Origin of the sequence: Cellulomonas fimi ATCC 484, assembly GCF_000212695.1 — a bacterium.
Classification (GTDB): Bacteria; Actinomycetota; Actinomycetes; order Actinomycetales; family Cellulomonadaceae; genus Cellulomonas; species Cellulomonas fimi.
The window spans coordinates 3,351,998-3,374,802 of sequence record NC_015514.1 but is presented as its reverse complement, the minus strand read 5'-3'; the positions used below and the strand labels follow the sequence as shown (position 1 = coordinate 3,374,802).

The following is a 22,805-nucleotide window of genomic DNA, read 5'->3' as shown; positions in this document are numbered from 1 at the left end:
GCCCGGTCGGGTCCGCCCCCGCGTGCGCCGTTCGGGGCAGAATCGACCCCATGCCCTCTCAGCGCCGCCCCGTGCCGCCGAGCGGCCCGGGCAGGCGCCCGACGCCGCCGCGCGCGACGCCGGCGACCCCGGCGGTCGGCACACCGGCGGCCGGCACGTCGGCGGCGCGGCCGGCGCGCGCGAGCGGCCCCCGCTCCGGTGCGGTGCCGCGTGCGGGTGGACCGCCCTCGTCGGGCCGCCCCGCGTCGCGGCCCGCGGCGTCCCGCCCGGCGTCCCGCCCGGGGGGCACGTCGACGCCGCCGCGGGGCACCCCGCGCGCCGAGCGCGTCCAGGTGCGGCTCCCGCGCCTGTTCACGGTCCGCGTCATGGTCTTCTCGCTCGTCCTGCTGCTCGCGTTCGTGCTGGTCTCGCCGACGCTGCACTCCTACCTCGAGCAGCAGCAGGAGCTCGCCGAGCTGCGCGCGCAGGTCGCCGCCGCGAAGGCCCGCAACGACGAGCTGCGCGACGACCTCGGCCGGTGGGACGACCCCGCGTACGTGGCCGCGCAGGCCCGGGAGCGGCTGTCGTTCGTCCTGCCGGGGGAGAAGGCGTTCCGCGTCCTCGACCCCGAGGCCGTGCCCGACACCCCGGCGGTCGACGCCGGGCCGTCCTCGACGGTGCTCGACACCGGCGCGACGCAGCCCTGGTACACGACCGTGTGGGAGTCCGTCGAGATCGCGGGCACGGCACCTGCCGAGGACCTCGCCCCGACCAGCCCCACCCCGACCGGAGGACCCACCCCGTGAGCACCACCGCCGTGACCGACGCCGACCTCCAGGTGCTCGCCGAGCAGCTCGGCCGGCCCCCGCGGGGCGTCGTGGGGATCGCGGCGCGCTGCGTGTGCGGACGGCCGCTCGTCGTGCGGACCGCGCCTCGCCTGGACGACGGCACCCCCTTCCCGACGACGTACTACCTGACGTGCCCGCCCGCGGTGGCCGCGGTGAGCACGCTCGAGGCGTCGGGACTCATGAAGGAGCTGACCGCCCGCCTGGAGCAGGACGAGGAGCTCGCCGCCGCCTACCGCCGCGCGCACGAGGCGTACCTCGCGGGCCGGGAGGAGCTCGGTCACGTCGAGGAGATCGCCGGCATCTCGGCCGGGGGCATGCCGACGCGCGTCAAGTGCCTGCACGTCCTCGTGGGGCACGCGCTGGCGGCCGGGCCGGGTGTCAACCCGGTCGGCGACGAGGTCCTGGAGCTGCTGCGCGACGAGTGGCGCCCCGACCGCTGCGCCTGCTGACGCCCCCTCTCCGAGCCCTCGCCGCCGCCCCGGCCCCCGCTCTTCCCCAGCCCCCGCCCCGGCCGTACCCGCCAGCGCCGAGATCGCGAGGTGCTGTCGGGATCGCGAGTCGCTGCTCACGAGCTGGGCGGGACCTCGCGATCTCGGCGTGGGTCGGCGGCGGGGGAGGGGGAGGAGGGGATGGGAGGATGGGGTCGTGACGCGTGTGGCTGCCATCGACTGCGGGACCAACTCCATCCGGCTCCTCGTGGCCGACGTCGACCCGGTGGCCGGGACGCTCGTCGACCTCGACCGGCGCATGGAGGTCGTGCGCCTCGGCCAGGGGGTCGACCGGACGGGCCGGATCGCGCCCGAGGCGCTCGAGCGCACGCTCGACGCCGCGCGCCGGTACGCGGACGTGTGCGACGAGCTGGGCGTGGAGGCGATCCGCTTCGTGGCGACGTCCGCGTCGCGCGACGCCGAGAACCGCGCGGACTTCGTCGACGGCGTGCGGGCGCGGCTCGGCGTCGAGCCGGAGGTCGTCGGCGGCGAGGAGGAGGCCGCGCTGTCCTTCCGCGGCGCGACGGGCGTCCTCGCGGCGACCCACCCGGGGCCGTTCCTCGTGGTCGACCTCGGCGGCGGCTCGACCGAGCTCGTGCTCGGCTCGACGACGCCCGAGGCAGCGTACTCGATGGACGTGGGCTGCGTGCGCCTGACCGAGCGTCACCTTCTGGGCGACCCGCCGACGGCGGACGAGGTCGCGGGTGCGCGTGCCGACGTCGCGGCGGCCCTCGACGTCGCGGCGGGGGTGGTGCCGCTGGGCAAGACGGTGACCCTCGTGGGCCTCGCGGGCTCGGTGACGACGGTGACCGCGCACGCGCTGGGACTGCCGGCGTACGACCCGCGGCGGATCGACGGCTGCGTGCTGCCCGTCGGCACCGTGCTCGACGCGTGCGACGACCTGCTCGCGCGGTCGCGGTCGCAGCGCGCGGAGCTCGGTTTCATGCACCCGGGGCGTGTCGACGTCATCGGCGCGGGCGCGCTCGTGTGGCACGACGTGGTCGAGCGCGTGCGTGCGGACGTCGCGGCCGCGGGCGGGGAGCTCACGCACGTCGTCACGTCGGAGCACGACATCCTCGACGGCATCGCCTGGAGCGCTGTCCCCGCCTGAGCGTGGTCCTCGTCTGAGCGTGGTCCGCGCCCGGGGGCGCGCGTGCGGCGGGTGTGGCAGCGCCGCGGGCACGGTGCTCGCGGTGTCGGACGCCGCCCCGCAGGCGCGCCGGACCGACGGCTCCCGACGCGTCGTGAATCTCCCGGCACGTCGGCGCGGCGGTTCTGGTGCTACCGCGCATACTGCACTAGTGTGTGCGACGCGGGAGCCTGGAGGGAAGGCTCCCGCACCAGACCACGCGGTGCACCCCGCGGGACGGGAGGCGGTCCGATGGACACGACCCAGCTGCTCAAGGGCGTGCTGGACGTCGCGGTGCTCGCCGTCGTCGCGGACGAGGACGGCTACGGGTACGACGTCGTGCGACGCCTGCGCGCCGCCGGCATCGAGGAGGTCGGCGACGCCTCGGTGTACGGGACGCTGCGCCGGCTCTACTCGTCGGGCGCGCTGACGTCCTACGTCGTGCCGAGCGACGAGGGCCCGCACCGCAAGTACTACGGCATCAACGCCCAGGGCCGGGCGATGCTCGCGGCCCAGCGCAAGGACTGGCAGGAGTTCGCCGACACCATGTCGCGGCTGCTGGACACGGGAGGGACGCGATGACCGCCGGGACCACGCTCGGGGACGTCGAGCAGTACGCGGCGGCGGTCCGTCGGCACCTCGCCGACCTCGCCGCGGACCAGGTCGAGGACCTGACGGACGACCTCGAGCTCGACCTGCAGGACGCCCTGGGCGACGAGCGGCGCGTCGCCGCGGGCCGCACGCTCGCCGACCTGCTCGGCACCCCCGAGGCGTACGCGACCGAGCTGCGGGTCGCGGCCGGCCTGGGGGCGCCGCAGGGGGACGCCCCCGGCCGCCGGCTCCGGTCCACGCTCCTGCGTCCCGTGCGCGCGGCACGGATCCTCGGGGCACGCGTGCTGCGGACCCTGCGCGACAGGGCCTGGTGGCCGCCCGTCGAGTCGTTCGGCGTCGCGCTGCGACCCGTGTGGTGGGTCGCGCGTGCGTGGGTCGTGTTCGTGCTGCTGGCCCGGGTCGCCGGGCTCGACGCCGGGTACCTGACGCCGTGGGTGCCGCGCACGCCCGCGTCCGGTGTGCTGCTGCTCGTGTGCCTCGTCGTGAGCGTGCAGTGGGGCCGCGGCCTGTGGCTGCGTGCGCCCCGGCTGCGCTGGCTCACGGTCGGCGTGAACCTCGTCGCCGTGCTCGCGCTGCTGCCGACCGTGACGTCGGTCTACGAGGACCTGGCGCGCCACCAGCAGGTCTACGACCAGTGGGCCCGCGGGGCGATCGACCCCGCCGCAGGCGTCGTCTACCGCGACCGCATGACGGACGGGGTCGTCGTCGACGGCATGCAGGTGAGCAACCTGTTCGTGTACGACGCCGAGGGCAACCCGCTGACCGACGTGCAGATCTACGACGACCGCGGCCGCCCGGTCCGCACCACGTTCGACGACGGCTACGGGACCTGGTCGTTCCCGGGCAGCACCGAGCCATGGCAGTTCGTCGGCGCGTCCTCGCAGGACGGCGTCGCGCGGTGGAACGTGTACCCGCTGCGCGGGGCGCCCGCGTCGTCCTTCGGCTGGGACGACGAGGGCCGAGTGGTGCTGCCCGAGGGGGTCGAACCCGCTCTCCCGCCGATGCCGTTCGCGAAGGCCCCGGCCGTCCGCCCGGCGACCGCCGAGACGACCGAGGGGTCGAGCGGGCCGCGGATCGACGGCACCGTCGTCGCGGACGGCGCGAGCCCCGGTCCCACGTCGCCGCCACCCGCCAGTACGGCACCGACAACGCCCTGACCAGCAGTTCCGCGCCGCCGCGGGCACCGCTGAGAGCAGGCTCACAGCCCTCGTCCAGGGTGTGTGCGCAGCGTCACCGTCCACGGGACGGCGCACGCCGGACGACGGCGATACCGTGAAGGTATGCCTCAGTCTGTCGAGACCCCGGTCGACGCCGCACCCGCGGCCGGTGCGGTCAAGCCCAGTGGCAAGCCCCGCAAGGTGCCGCGCGTCGTGGTGCTCGGCGGCGGCAGCGTCGGGCTCACGACGGCCCGTCGTCTGCGCAAGCGGCTCGGCAAGCGGGAGGCGGCGATCGTCGTCGTCGACCCCCGCCCCTACATGACCTACGCGCCCTTCCTGCCCGAGGCCGCGGCCGGTTCGATCGACGCCCGCAACGTCGTCGCTCCCCACCGGCGTGCGCTCAAGGGCATCGACGTGCTCCAGGGCAAGGTCACGCAGATCCACCACGCCCAGCGGACCGTGGAGATCACGCCCGAGGAGGGCGACGCGTACTGGATCACGTACGACCACCTCGTCGTCGGCCTCGGCTCGGTCGCCCGCACGCTGCCCATCCCCGGCCTGGCCGAGCAGGGCATCGGGTTCAAGAACGTGGAGGAGGCCATCGCGGTCCGCAACCACGTGCTCAACCGGATCGACGTCGCCTCCAGCACGTGGGACCCCGAGCTGCGCAAGCGGATGCTCACGTTCGTCTTCGTGGGCGGCGGCTTCGCCGGCATCGAGGCGCTCGCCGAGGTCGAGGACATGGCCCGGTACAGCGTGCGGCACTACAAGCAGATCGAGGAGGACGAGCTCCGGTTCGTGCTCGTCGAGGGCTCGCCGCGCATCCTGCCCGAGGTCAGCGAGGAGCTGGGCGGCTACACGCTCGAGCAGCTGCGCAAGCGCAACATCGAGATCTTCCTCTCGACGTTCCTCAACTCGTGCGTCGACGGCCACGTCGTCCTGTCGAACGGCGTCGAGTTCGACGCCGAGACGCTCGTCTGGACCGCGGGCGTCAAGGCGAACCCCGTCCTGCAGAACTCGGACCTGCCCCTCGACAAGATGGGTCGCGTCCTGTGCAACCCGCGCCTGCAGATCACGGAGGCCGACGGCACCGTCGTCGCCGACGCGTACGCCGCGGGCGACTGCGCCGCCGTGCCGGACCTCTACAACCCCGGCCAGTTCTGCCCGCCGAACGCGCAGCACGCCGTCCGCGAGGGCAAGCACCTCGGGGACAACCTCGCGCGCGTGCTCCGCTCCGCCGAGCCGACCGAGTACAAGCACAAGAACATCGGCGCCGTCGCGTCGCTCGGCATGTACAAGGGCGTCGCGCAGATGTTCGGCAAGATCAAGGTCCGCGGCGTCCTCGCCTGGTTCCTGCACCGCACGTACCACGTCTACGCGATGCCGACGATCAACCGGAAGCTGCGCATCATGGCCGGCTGGACCGGGTCGATCCTGCTGCGCCGCGAGGTCGTCGCGCTCGGCACGCTGCACGACCCCCGCGCCGAGTTCCGCGCCGCGTCGGTCCCGCCCAAGCCGCGGGCCGTCGAGGCCGACGCCGCGCTGCCCCCGCAGAAGGCCGAGCCCGGCTCGCCCGCCGCGAAGGCCGCGTCCGGCAGCGGGCAGGCGACCAAGAGCGCCAGCTGACCCTGCCTGACCACGAGCCCCGGTCGCCCCTGCGCGGCCGGGGCTCGTCGCATCTCCTGGGGGCGCGACGAGCCGCACCTCCGGGCGCACGACGGACCGTGGTCCCGTCCTGCGTGAGCGGCCGGCCCGACGGTGGGCGTCGTCCAGGCACGGGGCGGGGTGCGCCGGCGCCGGACGTCGTCGGCTGCGCCCTGATCGACCGGGCCGTCGAGGGGTGCGTGCGGTGGTGTTCCGGCCCGGTTCCCCGCTCGGCGCGCGCGCCGACGCCCGACAGTGGGTGGCGCCGACGGCGGGCGGCGAGGCGCTGGCAGGATGGAGCCGCCGCGGGCCGACCGGCGGCGCCCCCGTAGCCCAATCGGCAGAGGCAGCCGGCTTAAACCCGGCCCAGTCCGGGTTCGAGCCCCGGCGGGGGCACCGGAGTGTGGTTGGGGAATCGTGTGCATTGGGGTTGGCGAAACTCATATGAGCCGTGACCTGCGAAAACGCGCGTTCGACGCCTGAGTCCACGACGGTATGCTCAGCGCCGAGCGCACCGGGATGCCCCCCTGCGCGCGGTTGAGCCGTCGTCGATGGACCTTCTACGTGGCGGTCCAGAGACCAGTTGGCGCGTTGCCTACACACGCCAAGAGTCGGTACGACAACTGGCTCAGGACCGAGGTCGGCAAGGAGCGCTGCTGCGCTGGGCGCAGCAGCGGGCAGAGACGATCGCCGAGGATGCACAGCGCCCGACGACTGGGGTGACCCATCACGAGCGGATGCAGCAGATGGAGACGCAGGTCGCCGACGCCGAAGCGGACCTGGCCCGTGTCCGTCAGCTCGTCGAGGACGTCGAGGACGAGCTGATCGCCACGCTGAACAGGCTGTCGGACTTCCTGCCGAACGGGCCGTCGCCTCTCGCGAGAGGCTTGAACGACCTGGGCGACCGGTGGGACTCGCTCAGCCCCTGGGAGCAGATCCTGATCAGCGTCGTCATCGCCGCAGGAGTCGCCGCGTCGGGCGGCAGTCTCGGTGTGGCAATCGGGGTGTCCGGGGCCGCCACGTACGGGATGGCACACGCGCACGGGGCGGCGACCTTCCTCACCGACCCGAACAGCGCCACGCGTGGCTACTTCTCTACCGTCACACCGCTGGACGCCGCTGGAGACGTCGCCGAGGGTGCACTCACGTTCGGCCCGTGGGCGTTCGGCGGCGCGGTCATGGGACGGGGCGCGAACGTTCTCCTCACCGAAGGCGTCGCGCCGTCCTTCGCCGTCGCGCGCGCCAGCGGGCTCGCGGCCGACGCCGGTGTCATCGACTTCCGGGCCTTCCTGAACCGCGACCCGATCGTGCTGGCCGACGGGGAGATACTCAAGGCGGTCGAGGGCACACAGCAAGCGGCCGCAGCAGCGCGCGTCGACGACCGGGCGGACGGCGCTCTGAAGGTCCGGGGGGCCGCGGCCGACTACCAGGTGCAGGTCTTCGGGTCCGGCGAGAAGCTCGTGCGCCTCGAGGGTCACGACCTGCCGGCATCGGTCGACGGCATCAGCACCGAGTACGGCGGGACCATCGGTGACGCGAAATGGGTGGGTGACGCCTCGAAGTCATCGTTCAACAACCCAGCATCGTTCGCGTCAGTAAAGATGCAGGATCTGGTCGTCCAGAAGATGGACGTCGTGCTTCTGTGCGCAGCCGACGCAGCCGACGCGTTCCGTGGCTCAGGTGTCGTTGAAATCGTCACGAACAACGTCGAAGCTGCATCGGCCTGGGAGGCGCGGATGCGTGCCCTTGGTGTGCCAGGCTACGTCCGCATCCACCCTGGAGGTTGAGCCGTGCCCGACACGACGATCGCTGTGATCGACGACGCGAGCCCGTTCCTGTTCGACGTCGATGCTATGCGCACCGGGATCGAGCGGCGGTGGCCGCGGGCGGTGTTCGAGGCGCCCAGCGGGCGACTTGCCGGGCGTCTCCTCGCGACCTTCATCATCCCCGGTGAGGACACCCGTGGGTTGAGCGTCGACGTGCCCGTGTCTCGGTCGTTCCTTTCCGTCGACTACGCCGACAGCGACATGGTCGGCGAGTTCGTCGAGTGGCTGGTAACCCTCGACGGGTTTCCCGGCGACGGCTCTGTCGCCATGTTTGACTGGGCCGACGACGTTCTGCCTCTACGCCCCGGATTGACGGCAGACGAAGTCAGCCGCGAACTTGTGTGAGGAAGGCACCTGCCACCGCGAGCGACGAAACCGTCTCTCGTAGCACGAAAATGCATGCGTACGACAGGCACTGGTGTGTCCCGCGTTCCGTGGAGTCGGATTCCTGGATTCTTGTGCCACTTGACCCTTGAAGGAGGGCCTCGTGGGACGTCGTGGATACCCGCCGGAGTTCCGGCGCAAGGTGCTGGACCTGCTCGACGCCGGCCGGTCCGTGGCCGACGTGGCGCGAGACCTGGAGATCAGCGCCGAGTCGATCTACACCTGGCGGCGCCAGGATCGGATCGATCGCGGACTGGTCCCTGGACTGACCAGTGCGGAGAAGTCCGAGCTGTCGGCCGCGCGCAAGCGGATCGCTGAGCTGGAGGCCGAGCTGGCGATCCATCGTCGAGCCAGTGAGCTGCTGGGGAAGGTGGTGCCCCCCAGAAGGCGGTACGAGGCCATCGCGGTGATGGCCGCCCAGGGACACGCCGTGCAGGTCGCCACTCGGGAGCTGCGCACCTCAGAGTCCGGCTTCTACGCCTGGCGCCGACGAGCACCGTCCCAGCGTTCGATCCGGCACGTGATCCTTACCGACGCGATCCGCCAGATCCACGCCGCATCGAACGGCATCTACGGCGCCCGTCGAGTCCACGCCGAACTGGTGCTCGGGCGCGACATCCCGGTCTGGCACGGCACGGTCGAGATGCTGATGGCCCGTGACGGGTTGCGGGGCGTGGCAGGGCGCCCGACGTGGCACCGCCCGCATCCGGACCTGATCTCCGCCGACCTGGTCGACCGACAGTCTCCGCCGCGACGGACTGGATCAGCTGTGGGGTCGGGTGCTCGGTGATGTCGGTGACCTGGGAGGGAAAGGTGTACTGCGCAGTCGTCCTGGACGCGTGCTCGCGGCGCGTGGTCGGCTGGTCGATCGACTCCTCACCGACGGCGGCGCTGGTCACCAACGCGCTCGGCATGGCGATCGACTCGCGCCGCCCGCCGGCGGGCACCGTGATCCATTCGGATCACGGAGTCCAGTTCGGCAGCTGGGCGTTCACTCGCCGCGCCCGCGGCTCCGGGCTGACCCCGTCGATGGGCTCGATCGGTGACTGTTGCGACAACGCTGTCATCGAGAGCTTCTGGTCGCGGATGCAGGTCGAGCTCCTCAGCAGGCGTCGCTGGCGGACCCGGATCGAGCTCGCGAACGCGATGTTTGAGTACCTCGAGATCTTCCACAACCGCCAGCGCCGACACTCCTCGATCGGCTGGCTGACACCCATAGAGTTCGAGAACAGACAACCGATCACCATGGCCTAAGAACCAGAAATCCGACTCCACGGAACCCGGGACAGGCCAAGAGCCTCCACGGAAGCCGGGGAGGTTCAACCGCCGCTTCGATGTCGATCAGGTCCCCGGTCAGCGCGGACGAAAGGTCGCGTGCACGGTCGGACGCACATCGAGCGAGAGCGGCCGGAACACGACAGCCGCCCGGTGGTCTGCGGGCCACCGGGCGGCTTGGTGTGCCACCCTGTGCCAGGGAGCGGGGCGCGGCTGCGCCTGCGGGGGTTAGTGGACCCAGCGCGAGTCGATGCTGAACTCCTGCGCAACCGCGGTGATCTCGTCCTGCGTCAGCCCCTGGGCGCGGCAACCGGCGACCAGGTCCATGTACTCGTACTTGGCGCCGGTCTCCGCGTACTCGATGCGGTCGACCGCGCGCGTGACGGATACGTCGGAGCGCGCCATCACGCCGTGCTTCGACCACAGCACGATCTCAAACTCGCGAAGCCCTTCGACATTGGCTGCCATGAGTTCGGCCGAGCCGGGGATCATGAACTCGAGCACGCCTACGCCAGCGGAGAGCGAGACGATCGACTCAGGCTCCCAACGAAGGATGCGCCGGTTCATCGCCTCGGTGTCGCGGTAGCTGGGGATGTGCGACAGGTACGTCAGGTTCATCGGCTGTGCATGCACGACGGCCTGGAACTCCACGCCCCGCCGTGCAACCTGATCCTGGTGCACGGCGAGGTGCGAGTTGAACTCGCTGGTGAGGCGCTCGAACAGTCGACGCGGGGACGTGTAGAGCGTGGCGGTCGTGCCGTTGTCATGAACGACGACGGCCCCGATGTTCGCCTCGGGATCCTCGTGGATCTGGCGGAGTCGCCGACCGGAGCCCGTGACGAGGATGGTGCGTCCGGCGAGCGCCGGGGCGGGCGCAGGGAGTTCGATCGTCTCCGCGATGGGGAACCTGCGTCGCACCTCCACGTCCCACCCGACGTACACCGAGATGTTGCCTGCGCCCGCCTCGGAAGCGTCGATCTCGCAGATGCGGTGGCCGGCGGAGCCCATCGCCGTGAGCAGCTCGTCGAGCTCAGGGCGGGGCGGGGTGTCGAGCATCATGGTCCTCACAGTCGGGCTGCGGTGAGATCCCGCAGCCGGTCGTCGGCCTGGTCCCAGACCGTGGTGTCCCCGGCGGGGTTCCACCGGGCGAGCTCCGTTGAGTCGGCGACGACCTGCCGGATCGCGGGCAGGCCTCCGTCCAGGTCACCCATGGCCCAGGCCTGGACGAGGAGGTTGCCCATCGCGGTGCACTCGGCGGGCCCTGCGACGACCGGCAGGCCGGTCGCATCGGCGGTGAGCTGACACAGCAGGGCGTTGCGCGACCCGCCCCCGACGACGTGCACGACTCGCACGTCCCTGTCCGCGAGCCCCGCGACAGTGCGGATCGCACGCCGGTAGGCGAGGGCGAGCGAGTCGAGGATGCAACGGGTGGTCGACGCCTCGTCGTCGGGGACCGGCTGCCCGCTGGCGCTTGCGGCCGCGGCGATGCGCGCCGGTATGTCGCCGGGTGCGGCGAACGCCGGGTCGTCGACGTCGACGACGGTCCGACAGACGGGAACGTGCGCCGCGGCGGCCAGGAGCGCGGCAAGGTCTGACACGCCACCTTGTGCCGCCCACGTGCGCTGCGACTCTGAGAGCAACCACAGTCCGGCCACGTTCTTCAGGTAGCGCACGGTGCCGTCGACACCGAGTTCGTTGGTGACGTTCGCGAGCCGTGACGGTTCGCTGCGGACGGGCCCCGGAAGCTCCACCCCGACGAGTGACCACGTTCCGGAGGAGATGTAGGCCGCATGCTCAGGCTCGAGCATCGGTACCGCGGCGACCGCCGAGGCCGTGTCGTGCGAGCCGACGGCGACGACGCTCGCGTCGCCCCACCCCAGACCAGGGCGCAGGGGGCCGAGGACCGTACCGGGCTCGACGAGGCGAGGGAGCAGTGCGGTGATGCCGCTCCCGGTCAGATCCTCGACGTGCCGGAGGATGCGGTGGCTCCAGGAACGGCTGTCGACATCGAGGAGGCCCGTCGTGGACGCGTTCGTGACCTCGGCGACGTGCACGCCGGACAGCCACGCAGCAAGGAGATCCGGCACGAGGAGCAGCTCCGCAGCACTCGCCAACTGCGTCGTGCGGGCCGCGGCGAGCAGCTGGAACACGGTGTTGAACGGCTGGACCTGCGCGCCCGTGACCGCGTAGTGATCGCTCGCAGGCATCGTCGTGAAGAACTGCTCGGGGACGTCGAGGGTTCGCTCGTCGCGGTAGTGCACAGGGCTACCGAGGAGCGCCCCGTCGGCGTCGAGGAGGCCGTAGTCGACGGCCCACGTGTCGACCCCGACCGACGTGAACCCGCCGTTGCGGTGGGCTGCGTCGAGGCCGCGCCGGATGCCTGCCCAGAGCGCGAGGACGTCCCAGTGGAGGACCTCGCGCCCATGGGCGGGCACCCCGACGGGGGCGTTCTCGAACCGGGCGACCTCGGTGGTGTCCAGGCGTCCGCCCGCGAGTCGACCAGTTAGTACGCGACCGCTGGTCGCGCCGAGGTCGACCGCTGCGTAGGTGTTCATCAGGGCAGTTCCTCGTCGCGCGTCAGGCGCCCCAGCCGGCCTGGGTACCGCCGACACGCTCGCCGACGATCACCTGGGCGTAGCCGGACTTCGCGTACGCCGCGATCGGGTCGGCGGGCAACCCTCGGGACTCGCGCCACTCGGCGAGCGCAGGACGCACGTCGGTGTAGAAGGCGTCCATGAAGACTGCGTTCGCGGCGAGCACGTCGCCCGCGTCCTGGGCTGCGCGCAGCGCGGGCTGGTCTACCAGCAACGCCCGTGCTGTCATTTCCTGGACGTTGAGGACGGACCGGATCTGGCCGGGGATCTTGTCCTCGATGTTGTGGCACTGGTCGAGCATGAAGCGCACAGGCGAGCCCGCCTCCATGCCGCCTCCCCGGACCACCTCGAACAGGATCCGGAACAGCTGGAACGGGTCGGCGGAGCCCACGATGAGGTCGTCGTCGGCGTAGAAACGGCTGTTGAAGTCGAACGAACCGAGCCGGCCGAGACGCAGCAGCTGAGCGACGATGAACTCGATGTTGGTGCTCGGTGCGTGATGGCCGGTGTCGAGGCACACGAACGCGCGTTCGCCGAGTGCGGTGACGTGCGCGTACGAGGTGCCCCAGTCGGGAACGTCCATCGTGTAGAAGTACGGCTCGAAGATCTTGTACTCGAGCACGAGCCGCTGCTCGTCCCCGAGCCGGTCGTAGATCTTCTGCAGGGAGTCGGCGAGTCGGTCCTGCCGCCCGCGGATGTCGCCCTGGCCGGGGTAGTTGGTCCCGTCGGGCAGCCAGATCTTGAGGTCCTCGGATCCAGTGGCGTGCATGACGTCGATGCACTCGTAATGATGGTCGATCGCCTTCTGACGGATGCGCGGATCCACGTTGGTCAGAGAGCCGAACTTGTAGGCGTCGTCCTGGAACGTGTTCGAGTTGATCGTGCCGAGGCGGACGCCGAGGTCCTGCGCGTACTCGGAGAGCTTGGTGTAGTCGTCGACGAGGTCCCACGGGATGTGTAGAGCGACACTGGGCGCAAGACCCGTGAGTCGATTCACCTGCGCAGCGTCAGCAAGCTTCTCCTGGATCGTGCGTGGCGTCCCAGGGGTGGTGAAGACCTTGAACCGGGTCCCGGCATTCCCGAACGCCCACGACGGGAGCTCGATCGCCTGGGTGGCCAGGGCGTCCAGAGTTTCCTTGCTGATCTCGCGCATCACGTCTCCTCACTGACTACATGAATCGTTTCATCGTCATCGGGCGAGTGTCAACTTCCTCCACCCGACGGGTGAGTCGTCTGGGCCTTCGCGGCCCCCCGAGGAGGCTCAGACGTCCGAGTGCAGTCGCGCTAAGCAGGCAAGACGGCGGACCAGCCGCCGTCGACGACCAGGTTGGCGCCCGTGACGTATGAAGACTCGTCCGAGGCCAAGAAGAGCGCGCATCTCGCGACGTCCTCCGGCTCTCCCACTCGCCCGAGCGGGATCGCCGACGCGATGCCTCCCATGGGATGGTCGGCAGCCAGGAGCGTGCCCTCGCTCCCCGGCGTCCTGATGAGGCCAGGGCTGATGCAGTTCGCCCGGATGCCGTGAGGTGCGCCCTCCGCGGCGATCTGCCTCGTCATCGCGACGACGGCGCCTTTCGTGGCCGTGTGTGCCAGCCGTTGGTTCGTGCGCGACCCCGTGATGCCTGCTGTCGAGCACCACCAGCTGGACCGAGCCTCCGCCGCGGAAGACCAGGTGCCGCCACCCGTGGCGAGTCACGAGGAACACGATGTCGAGCTCGTGGCGGACGACGAACGACCAGTCCTCGTAGGACGTGTCCCCGATCGGGCTGAAGCGGGTGGCCGCCGCGTTGTTGTAGACGGTGTCGATACCGCCGTGGCGGCTGGCGGCGTCATCGATCCAGGCGCGCACACGATCCTCGTCCGCGAGGTCAAGAGGGTGCGAGCTGTGCATGTCTCCGCCGTCACCGCGTACCAGCTCGCCTGTCTGCTGCGCGCCCGTGGCGTCGACGTCGCACGCCACGACGCAGGCACCCTTGGCTGCGAAGAGCCGCGCTGCCGCGCGCCCCTGCCCGCCGGCAGTCCCGGTGATGAGAGCGACCTTGCCCGCCAGGCGCCCGGTCACGTGGGCCTCGACAGCGCATCACTGATCGACTTCACGCCGCCGTGGGACGTCAGTCCACCGTCAACGGGGATCTCCGCACCGGTCACGAACGATGCTTCGTCGCTGAGCAAGAAGCTGACGACGCTGGACACCTCCTCGGTGCTGCCCGTGCGACCCAGCGGGGTCTCGGCGACGTTCGCTGCTCGGAACGCCGCGGGGGCGGACGCGGTCATCTCGGTCTCGATGAAGCCGGGATGGACGACGTTGACGCGGATGCCTGCCGGGCCGAGCTCGAGACTCGCTGCCTTGGCCAGTCCCCGAAGCGCCCACTTGCTCGCCGTGTAGGCGAGCGGGTAGTGCCCCGTCAGGCCCGCCGCGGACCCGATGGCGACGATCGACCCACCCGCCTGCATCAAGGGGGAGAGGTGCTGGATGGCGAGGAGGGTCCCACCGACATTGACGGCGTAGACACGCGCGAGGTCCGCGCCCTCGACCTCGCCGAGGCGTGCCCGCCAGGTCACGCCCGCGCTGGCGACCACACCGTCGACGTCGTTGCCCTGGTCGCGCAGATCCGCCACGAGCCGGCGCCAGTCCTCATCGGCAGTGACGTCGAGGCGCCGGTACTCCACGCCGTCCATGTCGTGCTCCGGCGATGATGCGATGTCGCATGCGATCGTGCGTGCGCCATCGGCCGCGAGCCTCTTTGCCAAGGCTGCTCCGATGCCGCGAGCTGCACCGGTGATGACGACGAGCCGGCCCGCGAGCCTGGACCTCGCCTGACGCGCGTGTACCTGGGGCGGCGGATCCGTACTGGCAACGCCCGTGTCGACCATCCGCTCAACCGACCACGCGTCGGACGCCAAGGGGAAGGCCGGTTCGTCGATGGGGCGCATTGATCCCGCGAATCCCGCGTCGAGCACTCACTCCGAGACGACCAGCCGACCCTCTCGACCGCGTGCGAGGTCGGCTTCGATCTCACGGCGCGTCTCGCGCGCTTGGGCGACGAGCTCGTCGCGCCGCCGAGGGTCCAGCCGCGACTGCGGCATCGAGATGCTGAAGGCGGCGATGCCCGCGCCGTTCGGGTCGTGGAGTGCGAGACCGATCGCGGCGACATGCGGCTCGGTGTAGGCGAGGTTCAGCGCGAACCCGTGCCGGCGAACGCGCTCGAGCTCCTTCTCGACGGTGGGCCACCAGCCGCGAGGGGCGTTCAGCTCCATCGCCCGCACCTCCTCCGGGGGCGCCTCGGCGACGAGCGCGAGCCCGCCTGACGCCTCCAGGGTGGACATCACGGCGCCCTGGCGGTCCGCGGTCCGGAGCGTCGCGCTGCCCTCGACGGTCTGGATGAACCGCACGTGGGGACCGGTGCGGATCATGAGGTTGACCGACTCGCCGCAGCGCCGAGCCAGGAGCTCGAGATGCGGGCGGCACGTCGATCGCAGCCGACCGACGAGCTCCGCCTGCGACGTCTCCGACAAGAGTCCTGGTCCAGGTGCATATGCCTTGTCCGGCCTCTGGATCGCGAACCCGCGGTACACCAGCATCGCGAGAAGCCGGTGCGCGGTCGAGCGCGAGACCTCGATCCGCGCGGATGCCTCCGTGAGGCGGACGGGGCCCTCGTCGCGCAGCATCTGCAGCAACCGCAGCGCGTTGTCGACGGACTCGATGACGTAGGCGGGTCGCTCCTGCAACGGCGTGTTCTGCACAGCAGAAACCTATTGCACCCACTAGAAGTCGATCCCAGGGTTGCCGCACCGGTTCAACGAGGAACGGACGGCTTTCATGGGCATCTCCCGACGCGTACTCGTCGTCGGCGGCGGCATCGCCGGGCTTGCAGCGGCGCTCCGGCTCGCATCGTCTGGCGCCGACGTCACGGTCGTCGAGCAAGCGCCCGAGTTCGCCGAGATAGGTGCCGGGCTTCAGCTGGGGCCCAACGCCACGAGACTCCTCGACGACTGGGGTCTGCTCGAGCGCATCCGCACGACCGCAGTCGCACCGCGAGGGCTCGTGATGCGGGACATCCGGACCGACGAGGTCATCGCCCGACAGGACCTGGGCGTGCGTTTCATCGAGCGCTACCAGGCGCCCTATCTCGTCACGCACCGGACCGACCTTCACGCCGTGCTGCTCGACGCTGCGCGGACGAGGGGTGCACGGCTCGTGCCCGGGACGTACATCGAGGAGATCGTGCAGCGTGACGACCACGTCGTCGCGGTCAGCGCTGCCGGACGGCACTTCACGGCTGGCGCGGTGATCGCCGCCGACGGACTGAAGTCGGCGCAGCGCATGCGACTCGTCGGCGACGAGCCGCAGCCGTCGGGCTATGTCGCCTACCGAGGAACGGTGCCGATCGAGCAGGTCCCCACCGCGGAGAACCTGCACGACGTCGCCTGCTGGGTCGGTCCTCGGTGCCACATCGTGCGCTACCCGTTGCGAGGCGGCCGCCTGCTCAACCAGGTTGCGGTCTTCCACGCGCCGCGCCCGTTCACCGACCGAGTCCTCACCGGTGACCGAGCCGAGCTCGACGAGGCGTTCAGCATGGCTCACCCGGACGTCCGCGCTGGACTGGAGTTCGTCAGCACGGACCGATGCTGGGCGCTCGCTGACCGCCTCCCGACGCGACGCTGGGTCGACGGTCGTCTGCTCCTCGTCGGAGATGCCGCGCACCCGATGTTCCAGTACCTCGCCCAGGGTGCCTGCCAGGCCCTCGAAGACGCAGCCGAGCTCGGCGACGTCGTGGCCGCCGGGCTGCCTTGGCGCGACGACTCGTGGTCGGCCGCATTGCAGGAGGTCGCGCGCCGGCGAGAGCCGCGCACGTCTTGGGTGCAGACGACTGCGCGCGCCTTCGGCGAGGTGTGCCACGCGGACGGAGTCGGCGCCACCCGACGGGACGCCTACCTGCGCAACAAGAACGGTGAGTTCTTCGACGAGCTCGACTGGCTCTACCGAGCTCCTGGCGAGGACAGCCGCCCGGTCGACCGACAGCCTGCACGCACCGCCGCGGGCACGAACGAGAGGTAAGAGATGCGCGTCGCACGTCTGGCTGGTGGAAGGGTCGCCGTCGCCGCTGACGAGGGGTGGCGGGACGTCACGGTGTTGCTGTCACTCGTCGGGCACGGGGATCCGGTCCGCGCTGTCATCGAGTCGGGAGTCGACCTCAGCGAACTTGACCTGACCCGCGCCGACTTCGTCTCCGCGGACGCAGCAGAGCTGCTGGCTCCGATCGCGCGCCCGTCGAAGGTGATCGGGGCACCGGTGAACTACGTCGACCACCAGGTCGAGATGCACGAGCAGAAGACCATCGCCGAGTACGGCCTCTTCCTCAAGGCGCCGTCGTCCATCATCGGCCCGGGGCAGGAGATCTCCCTGCCCTACTCCGACCGGCGGACCGACCACGAAGGCGAGCTCGGAGTCGTCATCGGACGACGCGCGCGCAACGTGACGCCGAGCGAGGCGCTCGACCACGTCTTCGGGTACGTACCCGTTCTCGACATCACCGTGCGCTCGGGCGAGGACCGCTCGACCCGCAAGTCCTTCGACACCTTCACGCCGGTCGGGCCGTACATCACGACGCGGGACGAGGTTCCCGACCCTGGCGGGCTCGACCTGCGGTGCTGGGTGGGCGACGAGCTACGACAGGCGGTCTCGACGGCCGAGCTCATCTTCGACGTCGCGACGCTGGTGAGCTACGCGAGCCACGTGATGACGCTCGAGCCCGGCGACATCATCGCGACCGGCACGCCAGCGGGCGTCGGGCCCCTCGCAGACGGTGACACCGTCGTCGTCGAGATCGCAGGTCTCGGCCGGCTGGAGGTCACGGTCACAGGCCGCGACGGCATCCCGTACGCCGAGCGCCCGGGCCCTCGCACCCCGGCGGCCCGGGCCAGCGGCTCGGCCGCCGGTTCCGGCCGACGCAGCCACTGGGCGCACCATCTCGCGGGCCTCTGGTTCCGGGACGACCTCGCATGAAGCGCGCGCAGCGGTCGCACGGGCCGTCGGCCGCCGCCGAGGCGTGGTGACCGGCATGGACAAGGTGACTCCCGACCCGATGGCCGTCGTTAGCCGCATCTGCGACGGTGCGACAGTCGCCGTCGGCGGTTTCGGTCTCTGCGGTATCCCGAGCGTGCTCATCGACGCCTTGCGCCGTCATGGTTCGACCGACCTGCACATCGTGTCGAACAACTGCGGAGTCGACGGCGCAGGCTTGGGCGTCCTGCTCGAGGCAGGCCGGATCTCGCGGATCACAGCGTCGTACGTGGGGGAGAACAAGGAGTTCGCACGGCGGTACCTCGCAGGTGAGCTTGAGGTCGAGCTCACACCGCAAGGCACCCTGGCGGAGCGGCTCCGGGCCGGCGGGTCCGGGATCGGCGCCTTCTACACGCCGACGGGCGTCGGGACGCAGGTCGCCGAGGGCGGTCTCCCGTGGCGCTACCGAGCGGACGGCACCGTCGCGACGTCCTCACCAGCCAAGGAGGTCCGCACGTTCGACGGCCGGCAGATGGTGCTGGAGCGGGCGATCGTCGCCGACGTCGCGCTCGTGCGAGCGGCGCGCGCCGACCGCCAGGGGAACGCCGTCTTCCACGCGGCGGCCCGGAACTTCAACCCGATCGTCGCCCAGGCCGGTCGTCTCACCATCCTCGAGACGGAGGAGCTCGTGGACGTCGGCGAGATCGACCCGGACGCCGTGCACCTCCCCGGCATCTTCGTGCAGCACGTCGTGCCGCTCACTGCGGCGCAGGCGGCGGACAAGGGCATCGAGCGGATCACGACCCAGAAGGAGACTGACCGTGCCGCTGTCACGTGACCAGCTGGCCGCCCGGGCAGCCGCCGAGCTGTGCGACGGACAGTACGTCAACCTGGGGATCGGGCTCCCGACGCTCATCCCCGACCACCTGCCCGCCGGGGCCTCCATCGTGCTGCAGTCCGAGAACGGCATCCTGGGCGTGGGGCCTTACCCGTCGCCGGACGACGTCGACCCCGACCTGATCAACGCGGGCAAGGAGACGGTGACGGTCCGCCCGGGGGCGTCCTACTTCGACTCCGCGACGAGCTTCGGGATGATTCGCGGCGGCCATGTGGATGTCGCGGTGCTCGGAGCCATGCAGGTCAGCGCGACCGGAGACCTCGCGAACTGGATGGTGCCAGGGAAGCTCGTCAAGGGGATGGGCGGGGCGATGGACCTCGTGCACGGCGCGCGCCGCGTCGTCGTGGTCATGGAGCACCTGACCAAGGACGGCGAGCCCAAGCTGCTCCGGGCGTGCACGCTCCCGCTCACCGGCCGCCGCGTCGTGCACCGCGTGATCACCGACCTCGCGGTGCTGGACGTCGTCGGTGACCAGTTCGCCGTCGCAGAGCTCGCCCCCGGCACCTCCTGGCGTGATGTGGTCGAGGCCACGGACGCCCCGTTGCTGGACGCCCGGAACCTCCGGGTGGAAGAGGAACGGGTCCGTGTCGCGACATAGGCGCGAGCGATGGGCGGCATCGGCGATCTCGTCTTCTCGACGGGTCGATGCGCCGGGCATGGTCGTCCGGTCGCACACCGCCGTGCGACGTCGCACCAGGGCTGGTCCTGTGGGCACCGCGGACCGGTCCGAACGAAAGGACCTGTCGTGTTCCAGCTCCTGTCGCACCTCACCCACCTCGAGGTCACCTCGCCGGACGTCGAGGCGTCGGTCGCCTTCTACGTCGACGGCTTCGGTCTGCGCGTCGTCGACCGCGACGCCGACGGCTCCGTCTACCTCCGATGCTGGGGCGACTACTACCCGTACAGCGTGATCGTCTCGCCCGGTGACGGCCCGTCCGTCAAGAACATGGCCTGGCGGACGTCGAGCCCGGAGGCGCTCGACGAGGCCGCAGCCCGCATCGAGGCCTCCGGGATCACCGGGCGCTGGAGCGAAGGACGCCAGGGCCACGGTCGGTCCTACCAGTTCGTCGGGCCGTACGGGCACCCGATGGAGCTGTTCTGGGACATCGAGCGTTACCGCGCCAGCGACGAGAACGCGTCGATCTTCCCGGACCGGCCGGAGAGGCGGTCGAGCCATGCAGCCGCCCCGCGCTTCCTCGACCACGTGACCGTCGCGGCCGCCGACGTCCGTGGCTTCTGCGAGTGGTACAACCGCGTCCTCGACTTCCGGATCATGGCGTACACGACGCTCGACGACGCGCCGATCACGGTGTTCGGCGTCCTGACGACGAACGAGAAGTCGCACGACCTCGGCGTGGTTCTCGACTCGTCGAGCATCCCGGGACGTGTCAACCACATCGCCTTCTGGACGGACTCCGACACGGAGCTCGTCAGGACGGCCGACGTGCTCATGGAGAACGGCGTGGAGATCGAGTACGGCCCGTCGATCCACGGCATCGGCGAGCAGACCTACCTGTACTTCCGGGAGCCGTCCCGCCTGCGCGTCGAGCTCAACTCCGGCGGCTACCGCAACTACGTCCCGGACTGGACCCCGAACGACTGGACGCCTGCGACGGGGTCGAACAGCATCTACCGGAACTCGGCGATGCCCATGTCGATGACGGAGTCCTTCCCGCACGACCCGGGCCACCCCACCGCCACCGAGGAGGGGGTGCTGCCGGGGACCGAGGAGGCGCTCCTCAACCCGTACGCGGTCCAGGGTCGCGGCTGATGCGGCTCGCCCGCTACCTGCATGGCGGACGAGCGCACACCGGCCTGGTGACCGGCGAGCCGGGGGACGAGGTGCTGCACGCACTCGCCGCTGGTGCGACCGTGCTAGGAGTCGCGGGCGCGACGACGGCTGAAGGTGCCGCCGCGGCGAGCTGGGCGCTGTCCAGCTCGCCGGCGGTGCCGGTGGGGAGCGTCCGCCTCCTCGCCCCGGTCCAGCCGGCCTCGATCCGCGACTTTGTCGCCTTCGAGGAGCACGTCGAAGGCGTGGTCCGCAGCGTCTCGGGCGGGGCAGGCGTGCCGGGTGAGTGGTACGACGCCCCGGCCTTCTACTTCGGCAACCCGCACAGCGTCGTCGGTGCGACCGACGACGTGGAGGTCCCGCCCGGGTGCACCGCTCTCGACTTCGAGCTCGAGATCGCGGCCGTCGTCGGCAGACGGGGGCGCGACCTCGATGCGGCGGGCGCGCGCGAGAGCATCGTCGGCTACACGGTCCTCAACGACTGGTCGGCGCGTGACCTCCAAACACGAGAGATGAAGGTTGGCCTGGGGCCTGCGAAGGGCAAAGACTTCGCCTGCACCCTGGGGCCGTGGCTCGTCACCGTGGACGAGCTCGAGCCGTATCGGGACGCCGACGGCTACCTGGCGCTCGAGATGCGCTCCTGGGTGAACGCCACGCCCGTCGGCCACGACCTGTCGTCGAACGCCGGGTGGACGTTCGAGGAGCTGCTGCAGCACGCGTCGCGCGGCGCGTGGGTCGACGCCGGCGACGTGCTCGGGTCCGGCACGTGCGGCAACGGCGGGTGCCTGGCGGAGATGTGGGGGCGCACCGGCGTGCAGGAGCCGCGGCCGTTGGGTCCCGGCGACGTCGTGCGCCTCGAGGTGGAAGCCATCGGCTCGATCGAGAACCGCGTCGTGGCCCCACCTGCCGGCACGGCTAGGGCGGCGGTCAGGGCGGCTCGTCCACGCGACCGAGCCCGTAGCCGCGTGGTCGCGGGAGGTGCCCGGTGACCTCGACCGCCGAGTCCACGCCGGTGATCCTCGGAGCCGCACGCACGGCGTTCGGTCGGTTCCGCGGCGCTCTGGCCTCCCTGCCGGCGACGGAACTGGGCTCGATCGCCGTCCGTGCCGCCCTTGAACGCTCCGGGGTGAGCGTCGACGACGTCCACGCGCTGGTCCTGGGCCAGGTGATCCAGGTGGGCGCCGGGCAGGGTCCCGCACGGCAGACTGCGATCGCGGCAGGTCTGGCCTGGAGCACGCCCGCGACCACCATCAACAAGATCTGCCTGTCCGGTCTCACGACGGTCATCGACGCTGCTCGGCTGGTCCGTGCCGGCGAGGCGGACGTCGTGGTGGCCGGTGGCCAGGAGTCGATGTCGAACGCCCCGCACGCCCTGCTCGGGTCGCGACGCGGACTGGGATACGGCGACGTGCCCTTGTTCGACACGCTCGGCGACGGCCTCACCGACCCGTTCTCCGGTCGCTCGATGGGCGCGCTCACGGAGGACGGCAACGGCAGGCTCGGCCTCGACCGGCAGGCACAGGACGCGTTCGCTGCGCGTTCGCACGCACGCGCGGCCGCGGCACGGACCGGCCTCGGTGCGGAGATCGTGCCGGTACTGGTGGAGGGACGCGCCGCCGCTGGGCAGGTGACCGTGGACGACGACGAAGGCGTCCGCCCGGACTCGACGGTCGAGTCGCTCGGCAGGCTCCGGGCCGCCTTCGCTCCGGACGGGACGATCACGGCGGGCAACGCGAGCCCGCTGTCGGATGGTGCCGCCGCCGTCGTCGTCGCGAGCGAGGGCTACGCGCGGCGCCACGGACTGACCTGGATGGCGCGGATCGGGGCCCACGGTCAGGTTGCAGGACCCGACACGTCGCTGCACCGCCAGGCGTCCCGGGCGATCCGCGCGGCGCTCGACCGCGAAGGCGGCAGCGTCGGCGACCTCGACGTGATCGAGATCAACGAGGCGTTCGCTGCCGTCGCCCTCGCGTCCGCGGCCGATCTCGGCATCGATCCCGAGCAGCTGAACGGTGAGGGTGGCGCCATCGCGATCGGGCACCCCATCGGCGCCTCGGGGAGTCGGCTCGCGGTCCACGCCGCCCACGTGCTGGCACGACGCGGACGGGGGACGGCTGCGCTCGGGATCTGCGGAGGGGGTGGTCAGGGGGAGGCGCTGCTGCTGCACGCGCCGTGACC

Annotated in this window: 24 protein-coding genes and 1 tRNA gene; 18 read left to right on the top strand and 7 right to left on the bottom strand. The window is 71.2% G+C overall.

Features of this window, described 5'->3' with window-relative positions; genetic code table 11:
• Window positions 1-58: 58 nt before the first annotated feature.
• On the bottom strand, window positions 59-367 hold the full coding sequence (locus CELF_RS20680; RefSeq protein ID WP_041553565.1) for a hypothetical protein: 309 nt from the start codon (window positions 365-367) through the stop codon (window positions 59-61).
• On the opposite strand from CELF_RS20680, the gene CELF_RS15255 reads away from it, so the two are divergent.
• The 11 genes from CELF_RS15255 (at window position 366) to CELF_RS20045 (ending at window position 9,321) form a co-directional block, all read left to right on the top strand.
• Complete coding sequence (locus CELF_RS15255; RefSeq protein WP_212758392.1) at window positions 366-785, top strand: FtsB family cell division protein; 420 nt, start codon at window positions 366-368, stop codon at window positions 783-785. The two genes, CELF_RS20680 and CELF_RS15255, sit on opposite strands and share 2 nt — an antisense overlap.
• Window positions 782-1,276 (top strand): DUF501 domain-containing protein, encoded by a 495-nt coding sequence (locus CELF_RS15250; protein ID WP_013772164.1) that lies wholly within the window; start codon window positions 782-784, stop codon window positions 1,274-1,276. The genes CELF_RS15255 and CELF_RS15250 overlap by 4 nt, the downstream gene beginning before the upstream one ends.
• Before the next feature lie 196 nt (window positions 1,277-1,472).
• Window positions 1,473-2,426, top strand: a complete 954-nt coding sequence (locus CELF_RS15245) for a Ppx/GppA phosphatase family protein (protein WP_013772163.1) — start codon at window positions 1,473-1,475, stop codon at window positions 2,424-2,426.
• Between the two features lie 270 nt (window positions 2,427-2,696).
• Window positions 2,697-3,026, top strand: a complete 330-nt coding sequence (locus CELF_RS15240) for a PadR family transcriptional regulator (protein WP_013772162.1) — start codon at window positions 2,697-2,699, stop codon at window positions 3,024-3,026.
• On the top strand, window positions 3,023-4,213 hold the full coding sequence (locus CELF_RS15235) for a hypothetical protein (protein WP_013772161.1): 1,191 nt from the start codon (window positions 3,023-3,025) through the stop codon (window positions 4,211-4,213). Before CELF_RS15240 ends, CELF_RS15235 begins: the two co-directional genes overlap by 4 nt.
• Window positions 4,214-4,336: 123 nt before the next feature.
• On the top strand, window positions 4,337-5,839 hold the full coding sequence (locus CELF_RS15230) for an NAD(P)/FAD-dependent oxidoreductase (RefSeq protein ID WP_013772160.1): 1,503 nt from the start codon (window positions 4,337-4,339) through the stop codon (window positions 5,837-5,839).
• A gap of 340 nt (window positions 5,840-6,179) precedes the next feature.
• Window positions 6,180-6,253, top strand: a tRNA-Leu gene (locus CELF_RS15225).
• A 323-nt stretch (window positions 6,254-6,576) separates the two neighbouring features.
• A complete protein-coding gene (locus CELF_RS15220; RefSeq protein ID WP_041553564.1) occupies window positions 6,577-7,644 on the top strand; it encodes a restriction endonuclease fold toxin-2 domain-containing protein in 1,068 nt (355 codons plus the stop codon).
• A 3-nt stretch (window positions 7,645-7,647) separates the two neighbouring features.
• On the top strand, window positions 7,648-8,028 hold the full coding sequence (locus CELF_RS15215) for a hypothetical protein (RefSeq protein ID WP_013772158.1): 381 nt from the start codon (window positions 7,648-7,650) through the stop codon (window positions 8,026-8,028).
• A 142-nt stretch (window positions 8,029-8,170) separates the two neighbouring features.
• Window positions 8,171-8,857: a transposase gene (locus CELF_RS20500; RefSeq protein ID WP_169317639.1), complete on the top strand. Its 687-nt coding sequence runs from the start codon at window positions 8,171-8,173 to the stop codon at window positions 8,855-8,857.
• A gap of 5 nt (window positions 8,858-8,862) precedes the next feature.
• Window positions 8,863-9,321 (top strand): IS3 family transposase, encoded by a 459-nt coding sequence (locus CELF_RS20045; protein ID WP_157457167.1) that lies wholly within the window; start codon window positions 8,863-8,865, stop codon window positions 9,319-9,321.
• Between the two features lie 249 nt (window positions 9,322-9,570).
• Here the strand turns inward: CELF_RS20045 and CELF_RS15195 are convergent, their stop codons facing one another.
• The 6 genes from CELF_RS15195 to CELF_RS15170 all read right to left on the bottom strand — a co-directional run bounded on the left by CELF_RS15195 (window position 9,571) and on the right by CELF_RS15170 (window position 15,680).
• Window positions 9,571-10,401, bottom strand: coding sequence for a class II aldolase/adducin family protein (locus tag CELF_RS15195; RefSeq protein WP_126297831.1), 831 nt, complete (start codon window positions 10,399-10,401; stop codon window positions 9,571-9,573).
• A 5-nt stretch (window positions 10,402-10,406) separates the two neighbouring features.
• Window positions 10,407-11,897, bottom strand: a complete 1,491-nt coding sequence (locus CELF_RS15190; protein WP_013772156.1) for a rhamnulokinase — start codon at window positions 11,895-11,897, stop codon at window positions 10,407-10,409.
• 22 nt (window positions 11,898-11,919) lie between these two features.
• Entirely contained in the window at window positions 11,920-13,089 is a 1,170-nt protein-coding gene (gene rhaI / locus CELF_RS15185; protein WP_013772155.1) for an L-rhamnose isomerase, read from the bottom strand.
• 108 nt (window positions 13,090-13,197) lie between these two features.
• Window positions 13,198-13,998 (bottom strand): SDR family NAD(P)-dependent oxidoreductase, encoded by an 801-nt coding sequence (locus CELF_RS21535; protein ID WP_126297829.1) that lies wholly within the window; start codon window positions 13,996-13,998, stop codon window positions 13,198-13,200.
• A complete protein-coding gene (locus tag CELF_RS15175; RefSeq protein ID WP_232014255.1) occupies window positions 13,995-14,870 on the bottom strand; it encodes an SDR family NAD(P)-dependent oxidoreductase in 876 nt (291 codons plus the stop codon). Before CELF_RS15175 ends, CELF_RS21535 begins: the two co-directional genes overlap by 4 nt.
• A gap of 27 nt (window positions 14,871-14,897) precedes the next feature.
• The gene (locus CELF_RS15170) at window positions 14,898-15,680 is read right to left on the bottom strand and encodes an IclR family transcriptional regulator (protein ID WP_013772153.1); all 783 of its coding nucleotides are present in this window, start codon (window positions 15,678-15,680) and stop codon (window positions 14,898-14,900) included.
• Window positions 15,681-15,756: 76 nt separating this feature from the next.
• Between CELF_RS15170 and CELF_RS15165 the strand changes: the two genes are divergently transcribed.
• The 7 genes from CELF_RS15165 (at window position 15,757) to CELF_RS15135 (ending at window position 22,803) form a co-directional block, all read left to right on the top strand.
• Window positions 15,757-16,995: an FAD-dependent oxidoreductase gene (locus CELF_RS15165; RefSeq protein ID WP_013772152.1), complete on the top strand. Its 1,239-nt coding sequence runs from the start codon at window positions 15,757-15,759 to the stop codon at window positions 16,993-16,995.
• A 3-nt stretch (window positions 16,996-16,998) separates the two neighbouring features.
• A complete protein-coding gene (locus CELF_RS15160) occupies window positions 16,999-17,943 on the top strand; it encodes a fumarylacetoacetate hydrolase family protein (RefSeq protein ID WP_013772151.1) in 945 nt (314 codons plus the stop codon).
• Window positions 17,944-17,998: 55 nt separating this feature from the next.
• Entirely contained in the window at window positions 17,999-18,778 is a 780-nt protein-coding gene (locus CELF_RS15155; protein WP_013772150.1) for a CoA transferase subunit A, read from the top strand.
• Window positions 18,762-19,436, top strand: a complete 675-nt coding sequence (locus tag CELF_RS15150) for a CoA transferase subunit B (protein ID WP_013772149.1) — start codon at window positions 18,762-18,764, stop codon at window positions 19,434-19,436. Before CELF_RS15155 ends, CELF_RS15150 begins: the two co-directional genes overlap by 17 nt.
• A gap of 147 nt (window positions 19,437-19,583) precedes the next feature.
• The gene (locus CELF_RS15145) at window positions 19,584-20,609 is read left to right on the top strand and encodes a VOC family protein (protein ID WP_013772148.1); all 1,026 of its coding nucleotides are present in this window, start codon (window positions 19,584-19,586) and stop codon (window positions 20,607-20,609) included.
• Window positions 20,609-21,616, top strand: coding sequence for a fumarylacetoacetate hydrolase family protein (locus tag CELF_RS15140; RefSeq protein ID WP_013772147.1), 1,008 nt, complete (start codon window positions 20,609-20,611; stop codon window positions 21,614-21,616). The genes CELF_RS15145 and CELF_RS15140 overlap by 1 nt, the downstream gene beginning before the upstream one ends.
• Window positions 21,613-22,803, top strand: a complete 1,191-nt coding sequence (locus CELF_RS15135; protein WP_013772146.1) for an acetyl-CoA C-acyltransferase — start codon at window positions 21,613-21,615, stop codon at window positions 22,801-22,803. Before CELF_RS15140 ends, CELF_RS15135 begins: the two co-directional genes overlap by 4 nt.
• Window positions 22,804-22,805: the final 2 nt, after the last annotated feature.

Excerpts from the sequence above, each read along its gene's own strand:
- CELF_RS15240 (WP_013772162.1), top strand. The coding sequence starts at position 2,697 with ATGGACACGACCCAGCTGCTCAAGGGCGTGCTGGACGTCGCGGTGCTC.
- CELF_RS15230 (WP_013772160.1), top strand. The coding sequence starts at position 4,337 with ATGCCTCAGTCTGTCGAGACCCCGGTCGACGCCGCACCCGCGGCCGGT.
- CELF_RS15160 (WP_013772151.1), top strand. The coding sequence starts at position 16,999 with ATGCGCGTCGCACGTCTGGCTGGTGGAAGGGTCGCCGTCGCCGCTGAC.
- CELF_RS15165 (WP_013772152.1), top strand. The coding sequence starts at position 15,757 with ATGGGCATCTCCCGACGCGTACTCGTCGTCGGCGGCGGCATCGCCGGG.
- CELF_RS15140 (WP_013772147.1), top strand. The coding sequence starts at position 20,609 with ATGCGGCTCGCCCGCTACCTGCATGGCGGACGAGCGCACACCGGCCTG.
- CELF_RS15255 (WP_212758392.1), top strand. The coding sequence starts at position 366 with ATGGTCTTCTCGCTCGTCCTGCTGCTCGCGTTCGTGCTGGTCTCGCCG.
- CELF_RS20680 (WP_041553565.1), bottom strand. The coding sequence starts at position 367 with ATGACGCGGACCGTGAACAGGCGCGGGAGCCGCACCTGGACGCGCTCG.
- CELF_RS15175 (WP_232014255.1), bottom strand. The coding sequence starts at position 14,870 with ATGCGCCCCATCGACGAACCGGCCTTCCCCTTGGCGTCCGACGCGTGG.
- CELF_RS15155 (WP_013772150.1), top strand. The coding sequence starts at position 17,999 with ATGGACAAGGTGACTCCCGACCCGATGGCCGTCGTTAGCCGCATCTGC.
- rhaI (WP_013772155.1), bottom strand. The coding sequence starts at position 13,089 with ATGCGCGAGATCAGCAAGGAAACTCTGGACGCCCTGGCCACCCAGGCG.
- CELF_RS15190 (WP_013772156.1), bottom strand. The coding sequence starts at position 11,897 with ATGAACACCTACGCAGCGGTCGACCTCGGCGCGACCAGCGGTCGCGTA.
- CELF_RS15195 (WP_126297831.1), bottom strand. The coding sequence starts at position 10,401 with ATGATGCTCGACACCCCGCCCCGCCCTGAGCTCGACGAGCTGCTCACG.
- CELF_RS15235 (WP_013772161.1), top strand. The coding sequence starts at position 3,023 with ATGACCGCCGGGACCACGCTCGGGGACGTCGAGCAGTACGCGGCGGCG.